The organism is Geodermatophilus sp. URMC 60, assembly GCF_053502585.1.
The window spans coordinates 554111-570686 of sequence record NZ_CP199958.1 but is presented as its reverse complement, the minus strand read 5'-3'; the positions used below and the strand labels follow the sequence as shown (position 1 = coordinate 570686).

Annotated in this window: 16 protein-coding genes and 1 pseudogene; 8 read left to right on the top strand and 9 right to left on the bottom strand. The window is 75.7% G+C overall.

What is annotated here, in order from left to right; genetic code table 11:
* Positions 1-15: 15 nt before the first annotated feature.
* Both ACWIX3_RS02770 and ACWIX3_RS02765 read right to left on the bottom strand, forming a co-directional pair.
* Positions 16-1062 (bottom strand): 1-phosphofructokinase family hexose kinase, encoded by a 1047-nt coding sequence (locus ACWIX3_RS02770; protein ID WP_448610552.1) that lies wholly within the window; start codon positions 1060-1062, stop codon positions 16-18.
* The gene (locus ACWIX3_RS02765) at positions 1059-1826 is read right to left on the bottom strand and encodes a DeoR/GlpR family DNA-binding transcription regulator (RefSeq protein ID WP_448610551.1); all 768 of its coding nucleotides are present in this window, start codon (positions 1824-1826) and stop codon (positions 1059-1061) included. Before ACWIX3_RS02765 ends, ACWIX3_RS02770 begins: the two co-directional genes overlap by 4 nt.
* Before the next feature lie 161 nt (positions 1827-1987).
* Here ACWIX3_RS02765 and ACWIX3_RS02760 point away from each other — a divergent pair, with 161 nt between their 5' ends.
* The 3 genes from ACWIX3_RS02760 to ACWIX3_RS02750 all read left to right on the top strand — a co-directional run bounded on the left by ACWIX3_RS02760 (position 1988) and on the right by ACWIX3_RS02750 (position 6419).
* On the top strand, positions 1988-3697 hold the full coding sequence (locus ACWIX3_RS02760; RefSeq protein WP_448610550.1) for a phosphoenolpyruvate--protein phosphotransferase: 1710 nt from the start codon (positions 1988-1990) through the stop codon (positions 3695-3697).
* Positions 3698-3856: 159 nt separating this feature from the next.
* Positions 3857-4006 (top strand): hypothetical protein, encoded by a 150-nt coding sequence (locus tag ACWIX3_RS02755; protein ID WP_448610549.1) that lies wholly within the window; start codon positions 3857-3859, stop codon positions 4004-4006.
* A 352-nt stretch (positions 4007-4358) separates the two neighbouring features.
* Positions 4359-6419 (top strand): diguanylate cyclase domain-containing protein, encoded by a 2061-nt coding sequence (locus ACWIX3_RS02750; RefSeq protein ID WP_448610548.1) that lies wholly within the window; start codon positions 4359-4361, stop codon positions 6417-6419.
* 133 nt (positions 6420-6552) lie between these two features.
* Here ACWIX3_RS02750 and ACWIX3_RS02745 read toward each other — a convergent pair whose 3' ends face one another.
* A complete protein-coding gene (locus ACWIX3_RS02745; RefSeq protein WP_448610547.1) occupies positions 6553-7398 on the bottom strand; it encodes a tyrosine-protein phosphatase in 846 nt (281 codons plus the stop codon).
* A 214-nt stretch (positions 7399-7612) separates the two neighbouring features.
* On the opposite strand from ACWIX3_RS02745, the gene ACWIX3_RS02740 reads away from it, so the two are divergent.
* Positions 7613-9271 (top strand): tannase/feruloyl esterase family alpha/beta hydrolase, encoded by a 1659-nt coding sequence (locus ACWIX3_RS02740; RefSeq protein ID WP_448610546.1) that lies wholly within the window; start codon positions 7613-7615, stop codon positions 9269-9271.
* A gap of 70 nt (positions 9272-9341) precedes the next feature.
* On the opposite strand, the gene ACWIX3_RS02735 is transcribed toward ACWIX3_RS02740, so the two are convergent.
* Both ACWIX3_RS02735 and ACWIX3_RS02730 read right to left on the bottom strand, forming a co-directional pair.
* Complete coding sequence (locus tag ACWIX3_RS02735) at positions 9342-10220, bottom strand: 3-methyladenine DNA glycosylase (RefSeq protein WP_448610545.1); 879 nt, start codon at positions 10218-10220, stop codon at positions 9342-9344.
* Positions 10221-10350: 130 nt separating this feature from the next.
* A complete protein-coding gene (locus ACWIX3_RS02730; protein ID WP_448610544.1) occupies positions 10351-11106 on the bottom strand; it encodes a 3-hydroxybutyrate dehydrogenase in 756 nt (251 codons plus the stop codon).
* Positions 11107-11481: 375 nt separating this feature from the next.
* On the opposite strand from ACWIX3_RS02730, the gene ACWIX3_RS02725 reads away from it, so the two are divergent.
* From ACWIX3_RS02725 to ACWIX3_RS02710, 4 genes are read left to right on the top strand one after another with little or no spacing between them, the layout of a single operon-like run.
* On the top strand, positions 11482-12381 hold the full coding sequence (locus ACWIX3_RS02725; protein ID WP_448610543.1) for an ABC transporter ATP-binding protein: 900 nt from the start codon (positions 11482-11484) through the stop codon (positions 12379-12381).
* Positions 12382-12406: 25 nt separating this feature from the next.
* Positions 12407-13207 carry an ABC transporter permease gene (locus tag ACWIX3_RS02720; RefSeq protein WP_448610542.1) on the top strand — a complete coding sequence of 267 codons (801 nt, stop codon included), beginning with the start codon at positions 12407-12409 and terminating at the stop codon, positions 13205-13207.
* A gap of 41 nt (positions 13208-13248) precedes the next feature.
* Complete coding sequence (locus ACWIX3_RS02715) at positions 13249-14442, top strand: sensor histidine kinase (protein WP_448610541.1); 1194 nt, start codon at positions 13249-13251, stop codon at positions 14440-14442.
* Positions 14439-15044: a response regulator gene (locus tag ACWIX3_RS02710; RefSeq protein WP_448610540.1), complete on the top strand. Its 606-nt coding sequence runs from the start codon at positions 14439-14441 to the stop codon at positions 15042-15044. Before ACWIX3_RS02715 ends, ACWIX3_RS02710 begins: the two co-directional genes overlap by 4 nt.
* A gap of 78 nt (positions 15045-15122) precedes the next feature.
* On the opposite strand, the gene ACWIX3_RS02705 is transcribed toward ACWIX3_RS02710, so the two are convergent.
* From ACWIX3_RS02705 to ACWIX3_RS02690, 4 genes and pseudogenes are all read right to left on the bottom strand, one after another.
* Positions 15123-15317: a hypothetical protein gene (locus ACWIX3_RS02705; RefSeq protein ID WP_448612511.1), complete on the bottom strand. Its 195-nt coding sequence runs from the start codon at positions 15315-15317 to the stop codon at positions 15123-15125.
* The gene (locus ACWIX3_RS02700) at positions 15317-15568 is read right to left on the bottom strand and encodes a hypothetical protein (protein WP_448610539.1); all 252 of its coding nucleotides are present in this window, start codon (positions 15566-15568) and stop codon (positions 15317-15319) included. Before ACWIX3_RS02700 ends, ACWIX3_RS02705 begins: the two co-directional genes overlap by 1 nt.
* 226 nt (positions 15569-15794) lie before the next feature.
* Positions 15795-15956, bottom strand: a pseudogene (locus ACWIX3_RS02695) (acyl-CoA dehydrogenase C-terminal domain-containing protein); the annotation flags it as partial.
* A gap of 256 nt (positions 15957-16212) precedes the next feature.
* Positions 16213-16566, bottom strand: a complete 354-nt coding sequence (locus tag ACWIX3_RS02690; RefSeq protein ID WP_448610538.1) for a LapA family protein — start codon at positions 16564-16566, stop codon at positions 16213-16215.
* Positions 16567-16576 lie beyond the last annotated feature (10 nt).

Sequence of the window (16576 nt, the reverse complement as noted above, 5' to 3'; positions counted from 1 at the left end):
ACCTCTCCGGAGGTGTCAGCGGACGTCGCGGCCGGCGGCCGGGACGGTGGTGCTCCATGTGACGGGCGGTGCGCTGGTGGTGCTGGGCAGGCCCACGGTCCGGACGGTGACGACCTCGACGTCGAGGGCGGCCACCTGCTCGGGCGTGGGGACGGCGGAACCGGGCAGCGAGGCGCTCGCCGCGCCGTACGCGACGGCGCTGCGCAGCCGGTCGGCCGGCGCGGCGCCGGCCAGGTCGGCCAGCAGGTGACCGGCCAGGCTGCAGTCGCCGGCGCCGACGGTGCTGCGGACGGCGATCCGCGGCGGGGTGGCGGCCCAGACGCCCTCGGCGCAGGACAGCAGCGCCCCGTCGGCGCCGAGGGTCAGCAGCACCTCGGCCACGCCGCGCGCGTGCAGCGTGTCGACGGCGGCCAGGGCGGTGGCGCGGTCGGCGGTGAGGTGGGCCTCCGGGACGCCGGAGAGCTGGGCGAGCTCCTCGGAGTTGGGCTTGAGCAGGTCCGGCGCGGCGTCCGGGCCGGCGCCCAGCAGGGCGAGCAGCGGCGCCTCGGAGGTGTCGACGGCGATCTTCGCGCCGGTGTCGCGCAGCGAGCGGACCAGGTCGGCGTACCAGTCCAGCGGCGTGCCCGGCGGCAGCGAGCCGGAGAGAGCCACCCAGCGGGCGCCCTCGGCGTGCTGGTGCAGCGCGATCGTCAGTGCCTCGCGGGCCTCGTCGTCCAGTGGGGCGCCCGGCTCGTTGAGCTTGGTGGTGGTGCCGTCGGGCTCGGCCAGCGTGTAGTTGGTGCGCACCTGCGTGGCGACGGGCACCGTGGCCATCGGCAGGTCCAGCCCGCGCAGCGCACGCACGATCGGGTCGTCGTCGGCCGCGGGCAGCACGGTGACGACGTCCCCACCGGCGGCGGCGACCGCACGGGCGACGTTCACGCCCTTGCCGCCGGGCTCGGTGGCGCTCGGCGCCAGACGGGCCACACCGCCGCGCAGCAGCGGGCCGGGCAGCGACAGCGTCCGGTCCAGGCTGGGGTTGGCGGTGAGGGTGACGACACGTCCACCCGTGCGATCACTCATGCGACCACGACCTCGATCCCGGCGTCCTCGAGACGGGCGAGGTCGGCCGGTGCGGCCTCGGCGTCGGTGACCAGGACGTCGACGTCGGCCGGCGTCGCGAACCGGACCAGGTGCTCGCGGCCGAGCTTGCTGCTGTCGGCGAGCACGACCACCTTCTGCCCCGCGCGGATCATCGCCCGCTTGACCGCGGCCTCGGCCTCGTCGGGGGTGGTGAACCCGTGCTCGGGGGTGACGCCGTTGGTGCCCAGGAAGGCGACGTCGGCCCGCAGGTCGGCGAGGGTCGCGACGGTCCGCTCCCCGACGGCGCACTGGGTGATCCCGCGGACCCGACCCCCCAGGACGTGCAGGTCGACGCCGGGGACGGCGGCCAGCCGGGCGGCGATCGGCACCGAGTGGGTGGCGACCAGCAGCCGCCGGTCGCCGGGGAGGACCTCGGCCAGCGCGGCGACGGAGCTGCCGCCGTCGAGGAGCAGGCTGCCGTTCGTCCCGGGCAGCAGGTCGAGCGCGGTCGCGGCGATCTTGCGCTTCTGCTCGCTGCGGGTGCCGTGCCGTTCGCCGAGCGCGGTCTCCACGTAGGTGAGCGCACCGGCGGGTACGGCGCCGCCGTGCACGCGGCGCAGGGTCCCCGCACGCTCCAGGACGGCGAGGTCGCGGCGCACGGTCTCGGTGGTGACCCCGAACTCCTCGGCCAGCGCGGTCACCGAGACCCGGCCGCGGTCGGCGACCAGTCCGGCGATCGTCTGCTGACGCTCCTCCGCGTACACGCGCCACCTCCCACTCGACAGCACACTCGGGATGCCCGGTTGTGTTGGTTCGCTGTTGTGATGGTGTTGTTCTACGTCCGATCCGTTGACAAGTCAACACCTATTCGTGACTCTGGTCATAGCCGGAACCGCGTCCCGCTACCGACCCGTGCGAGGTACCCATGACCACCCACGCTCCCGGAACCGCCGCCCCGCCGACCGCCGGCCCGGTGGTGCTGCCCGGCACGCCCGTCGTCCCCGGGGTGGCCTGGGGCCCGGTCGTCCGTCCGTCCGGCGCGGTGGTGCTGCCGCCCGACGACGGCGTCGTGGTCCCCGAGGAGGGGCGCGCGGGGGAGAAGGAGCGCTTCGCGGCGGCCGCCGGCGTGGTGGCCGACCGGCTCGCCGAGCGCGCGAGCGCGGCGACCGGGGTGAGCGCGGAGGTGCTGGCGACCACCGCCGGCCTGGCCCGCGACCGCGGCCTGCTGTCCGCGGTCGAGCAGCGCATCGACGCCGGCACGCCCGCGGCCGTCGCCACCGTGCAGGCCGCGCAGCAGTTCGTCGACCTGTTCACCGGCCTGGGCGGGCTCATGGCCGAGCGGGTGACCGACGTCCGCGACGTCCGGGACCGGATCGTCGCCCAGCTCACCGGCCAGGGGGAGCCTGGCGTCCCGAGCCCGGAGCAGCCCTCGGTGCTGCTGGCCGAGGACCTCGCGCCGGCCGACACCGCCGGGCTGGACCCGACCCGCATCACCGGCCTGGCCACCCGGCTGGGCGGCACGACCAGCCACACCGCGATCATCGCCCGCCAGCTCGGACTGCCCTGCGTGGTCGCCGTCGGCGGCCTGGACGACGTCCCGGAGGGTGCCACGGTGCTGCTCGACGGCGAGCGCGGCACGGTGACCGTCGATCCCGACCCGGAGGAGGCGCGCGCCCGGGTGGAGGCGGCGCAGGCCGCGGCGGCAGCGCTGGCCGGCTATCGCGGCCCGGGTCGCACCCGCGACGGGCTCGAGGTCAAGGTGATGGCCAACGTCCAGGACGGCGCCGGGGCGCGAGCCGCGGCGGCCAGGCACGCCGAGGGGGTCGGGCTGCTGCGCACCGAGCTGGCGTTCCTCAGCCGGGCCGAGGAGCCGTCGGTGGAGGAGCAGGCGGCGGGCTACGCCGAGGTGTTCGAGGCATTCCCGGGCCAGCGGGTCGTCCTCCGCACCCTGGACGCCGGGTCGGACAAGCCGCTGGCCTTCGCCACGATGCCCGACGAGGAGAACCCGGCGCTCGGCGTCCGCGGCCTGCGGGTCGCCCGTCGCGACCCGGGCCTGCTCGAGCGGCAGCTGGACGCGGTCGCCGAGGGTGCCCGCCGGGCCGGCGCCTCGCCCTGGGTGATGGCGCCGATGGTGGCCACCGTCGCCGAGGCCGCGGACTTCGCTGCGCGCGTGCGCGCCCGCGGGCTCACCCCCGGCGTCATGATCGAGGTGCCGTCGGCGGCGCTCATGGCCGAGCGGCTGCTGCAGCACGTCGACTTCCTGTCGATCGGCACCAACGACCTCTCGCAGTACACGCTGGCTGCCGACCGGCTCTCCGCCGACCTCGCCGACCTCACCGACCCGTGGCAGCCGGCGCTGCTGGCGCTGGTGCAGGTCACCGCCGAGGCCGGCCGCCGCACAGGGAAGCCGGTCGGGGTCTGCGGGGAGGCCGCCGCCGACCCGCTGCTGGCCTGCGTCCTCGTCGGCCTCGGCGTCACCTCGCTGTCGTGTGCGGCGTCGTCCATCGCCGGGGTCGGTGCCCGGCTGGCCGTCGTCGACAGCGACGCCTGCCGGCGAGCCGCGGAGGCGGCGCTGCTGACCGACGATCCGCACGCCGCCCGGGCGGCGGCGCGTCGGGAGCTCGGCGTCGAGTGAGTGTCCGGTGGCGTCGCCGGTTGAGGGCGAGGTCACCCTGCGGAGTGATGGATCGTCGACGTGTCGTCCCGTCCGCCTGGCTTTCTTCGGAATACTTCGGGCTGCACCTGCATTGCTCAAGGTGCAGGCCCACACGAGACCGGAAGAAGGCAGCGAGACATGAACAGCGTGACCTCCAGCTGGCGGCGGCGTCGGCAGGCGGCGCGGACGCGCCGGGCGCTCGAGCGCGCCCTGTCGCGCACCAGCAGCCCGGCGATGCGCGACGAGCTGCTGACGATGGCGAACAGCGGCGGCTCCTCCCTCCGCTGAGGAAGGCCCTCCGCCCCACCGCCTGCAGGCTCGCGGTGGGGCCCTGCCGAGGGCCGAGAAGCGCGACCCCGGCCTCCTGCGCGGAGACCGGGGTCGCTCGCTGTCCGGCCACGCCCCGGAACCCGCCGTGAGCCTGGCGAGGTCAGGGGCGGCCGGCCTCCAGGGGCCGCGCCGAGCGTGCGGGGCGTAGCGAGCAGAGGAGTCCTCCTCCGGTGCAGGCCGTGCTCCGGGACAGCGCGCTCCGGGCTCCCGGCTCCGCCGCCTCCGCGCGGTCCCCCCTTGGGGTGGCGCCACTCAATCCGCGCTCCTCTCCTGCCGATGGGAGGGGCGTGAGCAGAAGGGGTGGCCGCAGGTGAGCGGCCCCGCGGTGTCCGAGGCCCGGGAGACGTCCGGTGCCACGACGGGGCTGCTGCTGAGCTTCATCCGTCGTCAGGGCGGGGACGACGCGGTGGCGGAGGTGCTGCGCCGTGCCGACGTGCCCTTCACCGCCCCCGAGCTCGAGCTGCCGTCGCACTGGACCAGCTACGACACCCGGATCCGGCTGTTCACCGCCGCCACCGAGGTCCTCGGCGACCGGCAGACCATGTTCCGCGTCGGCCGTGAGGCCCTGAGCCTCGGCCTGCCCCCGGCCCTGGTGCTGCTGATCCGGGCGATGGGTTCACCCCGCCAGGTGTACCGCCAGCTGCCGCGCGCCGTCGCCAAGTTCTCCACCACCTCGACGATGCGTGTCGTCGAGGCCGGGGCCACCCATGCGACGCTCAGCTACCGGCTGCACGAGGGCTACCGGCACTCCCGGCTGGACTGCGAGTACGCGCAGGGCCTCATCGGCATGGTGCCGACGATCTTCGGACTGCCGCCGGCGGAGCTGGTGCACACCCAGTGCGAGTCCGACGGTCACCCGATCTGCCTGTACCACCTGACCTGGGAACGGCGTCGCCGGATCGGCGGGCGCCGTGGCGGCGACCGCGACGTCCCGGAGCTGCTCGCCCTGCGCGAGCAGCTGCGCATCCTGCAGTCGGCTGCTGCCGACCTGGTCGCCAGCGAGGACGTCGAGACCGTCCTGCAGCGCATCGTCGAGAAGGCGGCCCAGGCCGTGCTCGCCCCCGGGTGGGTCCTGGCCGTGGCCGACCCGGCGGGAGGCCCGGCGCGGGTGCACAGCGCCGGTCTGCCGCAGGACCAGGTCCGCCCGCTGGCCACGACGCTGCTGGCCGGTGGCGATCCCGGCGGGAACGTCGTCGCCGTCGACGTCGCCTCCGCCCGGCGGGTGCACGGCCGGCTGGCCGCTGTCTACCGCCCCGGCGACGGCGGCCTCGGTCACGAGCGCGGCATGCTCGGCGCCTACGCCGGCTACGCCGCCGCGGCGCTGGACCTGCTCATGGCCCTGGAGAGCTCCCGGCAGGAGGCCGACCGCGCCGGGACGCTGCTCACCCTGGCCCACGAGCTCGCCGGGGCCACCGAGCCCGTGGACGTGTGCGCGGTGGTGGCCGAGGCGCTGCCCCGGGTCGTCGGCTGCGACAGCGCCGCGGTGATGCTCTGGGACCCCGCTGAGGGGTGCCTGCGCACGGCCGCCTACGTCCACGCGGACGAGGAGAAGCGCCGGCTCATGCGCGGGACCGCCATGCGCGCCGAGGAGGTGCCCGAGCTGGTCGGGATGCTCACCGACCGGGAACCGCGGTTCCTGCGGCCCGAGTCGAGCAGCCCCCTGCTGCGGTCCCTGCTCCAGTCGCTGCAGGTCACCGACGTCGTCGCCGTCCCGATCCTGGCCGGGCGCACCTTCCTCGGCGTCGTCACCGCGAGCTGGCCGGCCGGGCGCGCGCCCGCCGTCCTCGTCGGTGACGTGCTGCACCGCCTGCGCGGTGTCGGCGACCAGGCCGCGACCGCACTGCAGCGGGCCCGGCTGCTCGAGACGGTGCGGCACCAGGCCACCCACGACGCGCTCACCGGACTGCCCAACCGGGTGCTCTTCCTCGAGCGGCTCGGCGAGGTGCTGGCCACGGGCTCCGCGGAACAGCACGTCGGCGTGCTGTTCTGCGACCTCGACCGGTTCAAGGCGGTCAACGACTCACTCGGCCACGCCGCCGGGGACGAGTTGCTGCGCCAGGTGGCCGCCCGGTTGCGGGCCGCGATCCGCCCCGGCGACATGGTGGGCCGGCTCAGCGGCGACGAGTTCGCCGTCCTGCTGCCCGCCCTCGCCCGGCCGGAGGACGCCGACCGGGTCGTCGCCCGGGTGCTGGGCTGCTTCGACGAGCCCTTCCGCCTCGAGGGCACCCACGTCGCCGTCGGCACCAGCGTGGGCGTCGCCGTCCACGGGGGCGGCCGGGGCAGCGCGGACGCGCTGCTGCGCGCCTCCGACGCCGACATGTACCGGCACAAGCACGCCGGCCGCGACGGAGCCGATCCGGTCAGCGGCTGAAGGAGGACCCCGTCCCCGGTGGTCGGCCGGAGCCCGGGCCGCGTCGGCCGAGAGCCCGTCGAGCGGGTGTCTCCGGAGGGGCCGCTCAGGGACACCGGCAGCAGTCGCGGCGCGCAGGATCCGCCGGACAGCCCTAGTCGCGGAGGCGGGCGCGCAGGGCGGCCTGTTCACCGGGGCCGAAGCCGTGGGTGGTGAGCCAGCCCTGCGGGCCGCCGTGCCGCTCGTCGAGCAGCTCGAGCACTCGACGCATCGTCTCCGCCCGGGGCGTGTGGCTGGCGACGTCGCGGCGCACCATGTCCTCGGCGTAGGTCGGTGACGCGGCCAGCTTGGCGACCAGGTCGTCGATGACCTCGGCGGTCAGCGCGTAGTCGGCGACGATCTCCTCGTGCGGGACGCCGGCCACGGCCAGCGCGAAGGCCACCACGACCCCGGTGCGGTCCTTGCCCGCGGCGCAGTGCACGACCGTGGCGCCGTCCGTGGGGGTGGCCAGGGCGCGCAGCGCGGCGACCACGTTCTCCGGCCGGTGGGCGAGGTAGCCGAGGTAGGAGCGCACGGCCGGCGGCTCGCCCTGGTCGGTCTCGGCCACCTGCCGCGGCAGGATCGACTCGGCCCAGTCCGCCGGGAGCTCCGGCACGTCGGCCTCCTCGACGGCGAACACGTCGGTGTGGTGACCGCGCTCGGGCAGCAGGGTGAAGTGCCGGTGCGTCACCTCGGGCACCGCGCGCAGCGGGCCGCGGCCCTCCAGGAGCACCTCGGCGGTGGTGCGCAGGTCGATCACCTCGCGCAGGCGCACGTCGTCGACCAGCCGGCGGACGTCGTCCTCGCTGAGCGTCTGCAGGTTGTCGCTGCGCAGCACGCGCGCGGATACCGTCGTCCCGCCGTCGAGGGTGGGCAGCCCGCCGAGGTCGCGGGTGTTCGTCGTCCCGTCGAGGCGCAGCCAGCGGTCGGTGCGCAGGCGGTCGGAGGCTCCGGAGGTCACGCGCACGACGGTACGACCCGCGGGGGCCCGCTCCGGTGCGGGCCCGGCCCCACACCCGGTGTCGGGACGGCGGGTCCGCTCACGTGGAGACCGTGCGTGCCACTCCCTACTGTGTGACCCACCTCACCGGGCGTCCACGGCGGGGTTCGGGTCACGCCGAGCTCTGGACGCCGCCGCCTCGCCCGCGCCCCCACCGTCGAACGACAGGAGTCCCATGGACCTGACCAGAGCCAGGACGGTCGCGGCGGGGGTGGTCCTCGCCGTCGTCGCCGCACTCGGCTGGACGACGCCGGCGGGTGCCGCGGACGCCGCCGCCCGGTGTGCGGCGCTCGCAGGGGTCGACATCCCCGCACGCGTCATCGGCCTCCCGACGACCGGCGGCGAGGTGACCGACGCCGGCCTCGTGGCGCCGTCCGGGCCCGGCACCACCGCGATCGGCGAGTACTGCAGGGTCAGCGCCGCGCTGCACCCCGTGGACACCGCCGCCCCGGACATCCGCATGCAGGTGGCGCTGCCCACCACGTGGAACCAGAAGGCGCTGATGTTCGGCGGGGGCGGCTACAACGGGACCATCCCGGCGCTCGACGGGAACGTCCCCTTCGGTCCGAGCGACGCGCCCGGACCGCTCGGCCGCGGGTACGCGACCTTCGCCAGCGACTCCGGGCACCAGGCACCCGCCGGCTTCCTGCCGACCACCTCGCTCTACGGCGAGTTCCTCGCCAACGACGAGGCGCTGCGCAACTTCGCCGGCGACGCCCTGAAGAAGACCCGGGACGCCGCCGTGTTCGTCATCGCCCAGTACTACGACCGGGAGGAGCCGGAGCAGACCTACTTCGCCGGCGGCTCCACCGGTGGCCGGGAGGCGCTCGCCGTCGCGCAGCGCTGGGAGCGCGACTTCGACGGGGTCATCAGCGTCTACCCCGCGTACAACGCCGCCACCCTCGACCTCTTCTTCGGCCACATGACGCGCCAGCTCGCCGCGCCGGGCGCGTTCCCCCGTCCCGCGCAGCAGGTGCTGCTCTACAACGCCGTCATCGCGGCCTGCGACGACCTCGACGGGCTGACCGACGGCGTCATCAGCGACGAGCCGGCCTGCGACTTCGACCCCGTCGTCCTCCGCTGCCCGGAGGGGCAGGACCTCGGCGACGGCTGCCTGTCCGACCCGCAGATCACCGCGATCCGTGCCGCCTCCAGCGCCATCACGTCCCCGTACCCGCTGGCCAGCGGCGAGACCGGGTACCCGGGCTTCCCGTTCCTCTCCGGGGCGGACATGTCGACGCCGCTGCTCGGGCTGGGGACGACGGCGCCGGCCACCCCCATGCCGAAGACCGCCGGCTACGGCATGCAGTTCTGGGACGCCTGGGTCAAGTACGCCGTCACCCGGGACCCCGGCTTCGACTCCCTGTCCCTGGACCCGCTGGCGCCGGGCGCCTGGGAGGAGCGCATCTCGGAGCTGACCGCGCTGCAGGACGTCAACAGCACCGACCTGCGGCCGTTCGCGAGGAAGGGCGGGAAGCTCCTGCTGCTGCACGGGACGGCGGACGAGCTGGTCAGCCACCGGGCCACGGTGGAGTACTACGAGAGGCTGGTGCAGACCATGGGGGAGCGCAGGGTCGACGCGTTCGCCCGGTTCTACCTGGTCCCCGGTGCCAACCACGCCAACCTCTCCGCCGCCTTCGCCGCCGGCTGGGACTCCCTCACCGCCCTGGAGCGCTGGGTCGAGACCGGCGCGGCGCCGGCGGACCCCGTCGTCCGGGACACCAACCCCGGCGCCACCCGCACCCGGCCGCTGTGCGAGTACCCGGCCTACCCGCGGTACAGCGGCACGGGGAGTCCCGACGAGGCGAGCAGCTTCGACTGCGTGACGGGCTAGCCGGGGTCCGGGCGGAGCCCGGCACCGCCGGCACCCACGTGGCCACGCACCGCGTGGTTGCCGGCGGCCGTCAGCCCGCGAGGAGCCGGTCGCAGACCCCGAGCAGCCGCGCCCGCAGCCCGGCGCCGCGGTGGGCGAACTCCCGCTGGGCGGCGACGTACTCCGCCTTGCCCTGCGGCGTCTCGATCGCGACCGGCTCGTACCCGGCGGCGCGCAGGTCGTAGGGCGAGGCGCGCATGTCGAGCTCGCGGACGTCGGCCGCCAGCACGAAGCAGTCCAGCAGCAGGTCGCCGGGGACGGCGGGACCGAGCTTGTAGGCCCACTTGTAGAGGTCCATGGTCGCGTGCAGGCAGCCCGGCTGCTCCATCTCGACCTGGGTGGCGCGGGTGGGCTGCAGCCGGTTGCGGCCGACGGCGGCGGGCGTGAAGAACCGGAACGCGTCGAAGTGCGAGCACCGGACGGGGTGGGACTCCACGACGGCGTCGGTGCCGGCCGCGCCCAGCCGCAGCGGCAGCGGGTGCCGGTGCGCGTCGTCGCGGTAGACCATCGCCCACTCGTGCAGCCCGAAGCAGCCGGTGTGTGCCGGCCGGGACGCGGTCGCCGCCAGCAGCCGGGCGACGAAGGCGACGGTGTCCCCCCGGTCGGCGCGGAAGGCGTCCAGGTCGAGGGTGACCGCGCCGCCGTCGTCGGTGGCGTACCAGCGCCAGGCGGCGTGCGGCGCCGGGCCGTCCGCGCCGGGCTCGAGCACCACGCCGACCCCCGGGTGCCAACGGCGCAGCTGCGCGGGCCGGGCGCTGTAGTACTCGTAGAGGAAGTCCTCGACGGGATGACGGGTGCCGGTGGTCCGGCGGGCGCGGTGCGCCGCGGTCAGCGCGTCGGCCCGGTCCGCGTGCGCCCGCGCCAGCGCCGTCCAGTCGTCCGCCGGCAGGCGGGTCGGGGCGGCGAGCACCCGACCAGGGTAGGAGGGCTCGGGCGGCGGGACGCGTCACCCGGTGCAGCCGCCGCGCCAGGTGCGCCCGAGGACCCCGTCCGGAGGCTCGCCGCGAGCGTGCGCGCGGTGGGGGCAGGAGGTCTGCGCATCAGTGGGCGCTCCACCCGCCGTCCATGACCAGGGAGCTGCCGGTGATCGACGCCGAGGCGGGGGAGCAGAGGTAGGCGACCGCCTCGGCGACCTCCTCGGGCTCGATCAGCCGCTTGACCGCCGCGGGAGCGAGCATCACCTGCGCCACGACCTCGTCCTCGGACAGGCCGTGCGCCTTGGCCTGGTCGGCGATCTGGTTCTCCACCAGCGGGGTGCGCACGTAGGCGGGGTTGACGCAGTTGGACGTGACGCCGTGCGGGGCGCCCTCCAGGGCGATCACCTTCGACAGCCCCTCGAGACCGTGCTTGGCGGTGACGTAGGCGCTCTTGTACGCCGAGGCCCGGAGCCCGTGGATGGAGCTCACGTTGACGATCCGCCCCCAGCCGCGGTCGTACATGTGCGGCAGCGCGCCGCGGACCAGCCGGAACGGCGTCTCCAGCATCAGCCGCAGGATGAGCGAGAAGCGGTCGACCGGGAACTCGTGCAGCGGGGCCACGTGCTGCAGCCCGGCGTTGTTCACCAGCACGTCGACGTCGACGTCCAGAGCGTCGACCGCGTCGAGGTCGGAGAGGTCGACGGCGACCGCCGTCCCGCCGACCGCGGCCGCCACCGCCTTCGCCGCCTCGCCGTCGCGGTCGACGACGACCACGTCCGCGCCGGCCTGCGCCAGCCGGACCGCGCACGCGCGGCCGATGCCCGAGGCGCCGCCGGTGACGAGGGCCCGCCGTCCGCTGAGGGTTTCTGAGTCCGCCATGCCGCCGAAGGCTAGGGGTCCCGTGGTGCGGCCGCACGGGACCCCCTGCTGCCCGCCACTCGCAGCCCCGGTGCGGGGCCGGCGGGGACCCGCACGGGGGCCGGACCACGGACCACCCATGACACACGTCACGGGGGGTCCGTGGCATCGGGGCGGGAAGTCGTGAGGGACGGCACCTGTGCCGGCGTCCGGCCGGCGGCAGCGTCAGGGGTGCGCCCGGGAGGAGCGGCCGGACCCCTGGCCGGCGGGCGCACCGAGGAGGTCGCCGTGCACCGGTCCGCGTCCGCTCCGCCGTCCCCGGCGGTGTCTCCCCCACCCACCCCGGCGGTGTCTCCCGCACCCGCCCCGCCGGTGTCTCCCCCACCCGCCCCGCCGGTGTCTCCCCCACCCGTCGTCGACGTCACGGATCTGCACCGTCGCTACGGCGACTTCGCGGCCGTCCGCGGCGTGTCCTTCGAGGTCCGGCCAGGTGAGGTCTTCGCGCTGCTCGGCGTGAACGGCGCCGGCAAGACCTCCGCGCTCGAGGTGCTCGAGGGCCTGGCCCCCGCATCCGGCGGATCCGTGCGGATCCTCGGCGCCGACCCGCGGCGCGAGCGGGCCGCCGTCCGCCCGCACCTGGGCGTGCTGCTGCAGGCCAGCGGCCTGCCCGGCGACCTGACCGTCGCCGAGACCGTCCGGACGTGGGCCGGCACCCTCACCGCGCCCCGACCGGTCGACGAGGCGCTGGCGCAGGTGGACCTCACCGGCCGGGCCGACGTCCGGGTGCGCAGCCTCTCCGGCGGGGAGCGCCGCCGGCTCGACCTCGCGCTGGCCCTGCTCGGCCGCCCGCGGGTGCTGGTCCTCGACGAGCCGACCACCGGCCTGGACCCGGAGAGCCGGCGGACCGTGTGGCGGCTGGTCCGCGGGCTGGTGGACGACGGCGCCGCGGTGGTGCTCACCACGCACCACCTGGAGGAGGCCGAGGAGCTGGCCGACCACATCGCGGTCATGCGGGCGGGGCACATCGTGCTGGCCGGCACCCGCGAGGAGATCGCCGGAACCCAGCCCGCCACCATCCGCTTCACCCTCGACGACGGCGGGCCGCGTCCGCCGGTGCCCGCAGGCGTCGAGGTGGTCAGCGCAGGCCCGGAGGTCGAGTGGCACACCCGCGCGCTGCAGCCGGTGCTCACCCAGCTGCTGGCCTGGGCCGCTGCCTACGGCGTGGTGCTGCGCGGCCTGCAGGCCCGCGCCGCCTCGCTGGAGCAAGCCTTCCTCGCCGTCGCCGACGCCGAGTGACCCCCGACCCGGGAGGAGGTCCCCGATGACCACGCTCGCCGCCCCCGCCGGCCCCTCACCGCTCCGCCGCGTCGGCGCCCTCGCCGCCGCCGAGACACGCCTGCTGGCGCGCAACCGCACCGCCGTCGTCAACTCGGTGATCACACCGCTGCTGCTCGTCGCCGCCGTCCCGGTGCTCGGCATCGGCGCCGGCGAGGGCGGGCACGGGCTGCTGACCACCGCCGTCGGCGTCACGCTGGTCTTCCTCACCTACTACAACCTGGTCACCACCTACGTCGCCCGGCGCGAGGACCTCGTGCTGCAACGCCTGCGCACCGGCGAGCTCAGCGACGGCCAGGTGCTGGTCGCGACCGCCGTCCCCACGCTCCTGGTCACGGTCGGCCAGTTGGTGCTGGTGGCCGCCGGCGTCGCCGTCCTCGGCGAGTGGCGGGCGCCGGCGGACGTCGTCCTGCCGGTCCTGGCGGTGCTGCTCGGCGCGGTGCTGATGGTCGCGCTGGCCACCGCGAGCACGACCTTCACCCGTACGCCGGAGTCCGCGCAGATCACCACGCTGCCGGTGGTCATCGTGGCCACGGCGCTGTCCGGGTTGTTCTTCCCGCTCGGCGTGCTACCCGACGGCCTCGGGCAGGTGGCCCGGCTGCTGCCGGTCACGCCGGTCGTGGAGCTCGTCCGGCTGGGCCTGGCCGGCCGCACCTGGGACGGGACGGCCGTCGCCGGCGCCGAGCTGTGGGAGGCCGCGCTCGGCCCGCTGGGCACGCTCCTGGCCTGGATCGTGATCGCCGGGTTCGCGACCGCGCGGTGGTTCCGCTGGGCCCCGCGGCGTTGAGCGTCCCGGGACGGGACGGTCGGTACGGCAGCATGGGCGCCGTGCCGACCGTCGCGCGCTGGTGGAGCAGCCGCACCGACCCGCAGCGCATCGACCTCTACACCCGCTGGTCGTACTACTCGACCCTGGTGTTCCTGCCGTTCCTCCTGCTGCTGGCGGTGGCGCCGGCCTGGGGCGGGCCCGCCCGGTGGCTGGAGCTCGTGCTGGCCGCGGCCGCGCTGACCACGACAGCGGCCTGTCTGCTGCTCGCCCAGCGGGGGTTCCGCGACCGCACCGCGGGGCCCGACCGGGCGGCGCTGGCCGTGGCGGTCGTCGCGGGCCTGGTCACCGTGGGGGCCATCCTGGCGGCCACCACGGACGGTCCGTCCCCCTCCGTGCCGTGGGCGGCCGGCCTGGTCAGCGCGGGGGTCCTGCTCGGCCTGTCGGTCACCGTCCCCACCCGCCCGCTCGTCGCCGGCGCCGCCGTCGGGGGCCTGCTGGCCGGCGGCGTCTCGCTGGCCGAGGGCAACGGGCCGGTGACCGTGGTGGCCGTCGCCGTGTCGATCGCGGTGTCGCTGGTCGCGCTGGTCACCGCCTTCCGGTTCACCGTCTGGATCCTCGACGTCGTGCTGGAGATGGAACGCACGCGCGACGTGCAGGCGCAGCTCGCCGTCGCCGAGGAGCGGCTGCGCTTCGCCCGGGACCTGCACGACGTCATGGGGCGCAACCTCTCGGCCATCGCGGTGAAGAGCCAGCTGGCGGCCGAGCTGGTGCGGCGCGGGAGGGACGGCGCGGCGGAGGAGCTCGCCGACATCAGCCGGGTCGCCGAGGAGTCGCTGCGCGAGGTGCGCGACGTCGTCCGCGGCTACCGGCGCACCGACCTGCCCGGTGAGCTGGCCGGCGCCCGGTCGGTGCTGCGGGCGGCCGGGGTGGGTGTCACGGTGACCGGCGAGGAGGACGCCGTGGCGCTGCCCGAGCCGGTGCAGACGGCGCTGGGCTGGGTGGTGCGGGAGGCCGTGACCAACGTGCTGCGGCACAGCCGGGCCAGCCGGTGCACCGTCGAGCTGCACGCGGCCGGCGGCGAGGCGGAGCTGCGGGTCGCCAACGACGGGGCGCGCGGGACGGAGACGGCCTGGGGCAACGGGCTCACCGGGCTGGCCGAGCGGCTCGCGGCCACCGGTGGCCGGCTCTCGGCCGGTCGCGACGGCGACCGCTTCGTCCTCGCCGCGTCCGTGCCGGTGGGGGTCCCGGCGTGATCCGGGTGCTGCTGGCCGACGACGAGAACCTCATCCGCTCGGCACTGGCCGCGCTGCTGGCGCTGGAGGAGGACCTCGAGGTCGTGGCCCAGGCCGCGTCCGGTGCCGAGGCGCTGGCGATGGCGCGGGCGCACAGCCCCGACGTCGCCGTCCTGGACCTGCAGATGCCCGACCGGGACGGCATCTCCGTCGCCGGGGAGCTGGGCACGGTGCTCCCGGGCTGTGCGGTCGTGATCGTCACCGGGCACGGCCGGGCCGGCCACCTCAAGCGGGCGCTGGAGGCCGGCGTGCGCGGGTTCCTGCCCAAGACGGTGGGCGCGCCGGTGCTCACCGACGTCGTCCGCACGGTGCACCGCGGCGGGCGCTACGTGGACCCGGAGCTGGCCGCGGAGGCGATCAGTGCCGGGGACAGCCCGCTGACGCCGCGGGAGGCCGACGTCCTGGAGCTGGCCGCCGGGGGTGCGCCGGTCGAGGAGATCGCCGCCCGTGCCCACCTGTCACCGGGGACGGTGCGCAACCACCTGTCAGCCGCGGCGGTGAAGCTGGGTGCGCCGAACCGGCACGCCGCGGTGCAGGCGGCGCGCCGGCACGGCTGGATCTGACGGCCTCCGCACGGTCCTCTCGGCCCCCGTCCCGGCTCCCCGTCCCGAGCTCGAGAGGGGGGAGGACCGGGTCCTCTCTCAGTCCGGGACGTTGCCGGGGCGCACCGTGCCGTCGTCGCGCTGGGCCTCGTCGTCGGTGGTGAGGGTGACCTCGTCGCGCTCACCACCGTCCGACCGGTCCTCGCCGGGGACGCCGTCGACGAGGTTGCTCCCGCTGGGGCCGTCGGTCGTGTCCGGGGACTCCCGGTAGCCGGTGTCGTCGGGTGTGCTCATCAGATGTCTCGTCCTCCGGATCGGGGGTCGGGTGCCGCGACCTCGCCGGACGGTCCGTCCGTCCGGGCCCGGGTGATGTCGGAGTCGGCGCGGGCGGGGAGGTCGTCGTCCGTCGCGGCGTCTCGCTCGATCGCCTCCTCGCGGGTGAGGGGGACGTCCTCGAAGCCCGAGCCGGTGCTGCTGTTGTCGCCGGTGCCCGACGCGGTGGGGATGTCCTGCTGGATCCGGTCGCTGCCCTGGGGGTCGCTCACGGGAGCCTCCTGTCCGACGGCTGTCGCAGGGGCCATGCCCGCCGTCGTCCCCCTGAAACGAGCAGTGGCCGCCGCCCACGAGGGACGACGGCCGCAGGCTCCGCCCAGGGCCCGGCCTCGTGCGTGCGAGGGGTGGGGAGGACGGGTCCTCCGAGAACGCCGCTTCGTCGACCTCCATGAGGGCGTTGTCGGTGTTCTCCACGATGGCCCGCTCCGCGGACAGCCGCGGCAGCACCTGGGTGGTGAAGAAGCGGGCGGCGGCCAGCTCGCCGTCGTAGAAGTGGCGGTCCCGCTCGCTGACCTCGCCGGCCAGGGCGGCCAGCGCGACCTCGGCCTGGCGCACCAGCAGCCGGGCCCTGACCAGGTCGCCGGTGGCCAGCAGCAGCACCGACGCCTCGAAGCTTTCGGCAGGGTCACCGAGTGCGTGGCCGGGTCGAACACCGGTGGGTTGCGGTCGGCGTCGGCGAACGACGCCGCGATCGGGCCCTCGGCCAGCCGGCGGATCTCGGCGAGCATGCCGCGCGCGGTGTCGACGTCCATCTGGGCGAACGGCCCGGTGCCGAACCTGTCCTTGGTGTCGAGGAACTCGAAGAGGTTGAACTCGAGGTCCCTCCCCCCGTGGGGTCGGGGTGCGTGGAGAGCGGTCAGCCGCTGCGGCGGCGGGCGCGCAGCACGAGGCTCGCCAGCCCGACCAATAGTCCGCCGAGCGCCGCGGCGATGACCAGGGCCAGCACCAGCGGGGCCTGCACGTCCGCGAAGACCAGGCTGATCTCGACGGTCTGGGTGTTGTAGACGACGAACAGCACCAGCAGCACGGTGACGAACAGCAGCAGCGCCAGGGCGAGCGTGCGGCCGGCGGTGCGGCCGGCGTTGCGGACGGGATGACGCTCGGACGTCTTCGTCCCGCCGGTGGTGGCCGGTCCGGCAGTGGCCGGACCCGTGGTCGTCCCGGGAGTTCCGGTCGGGGTGCGCGTGGGGTCGGAGCCGGGGGTGGTCACGGTTCGAGTC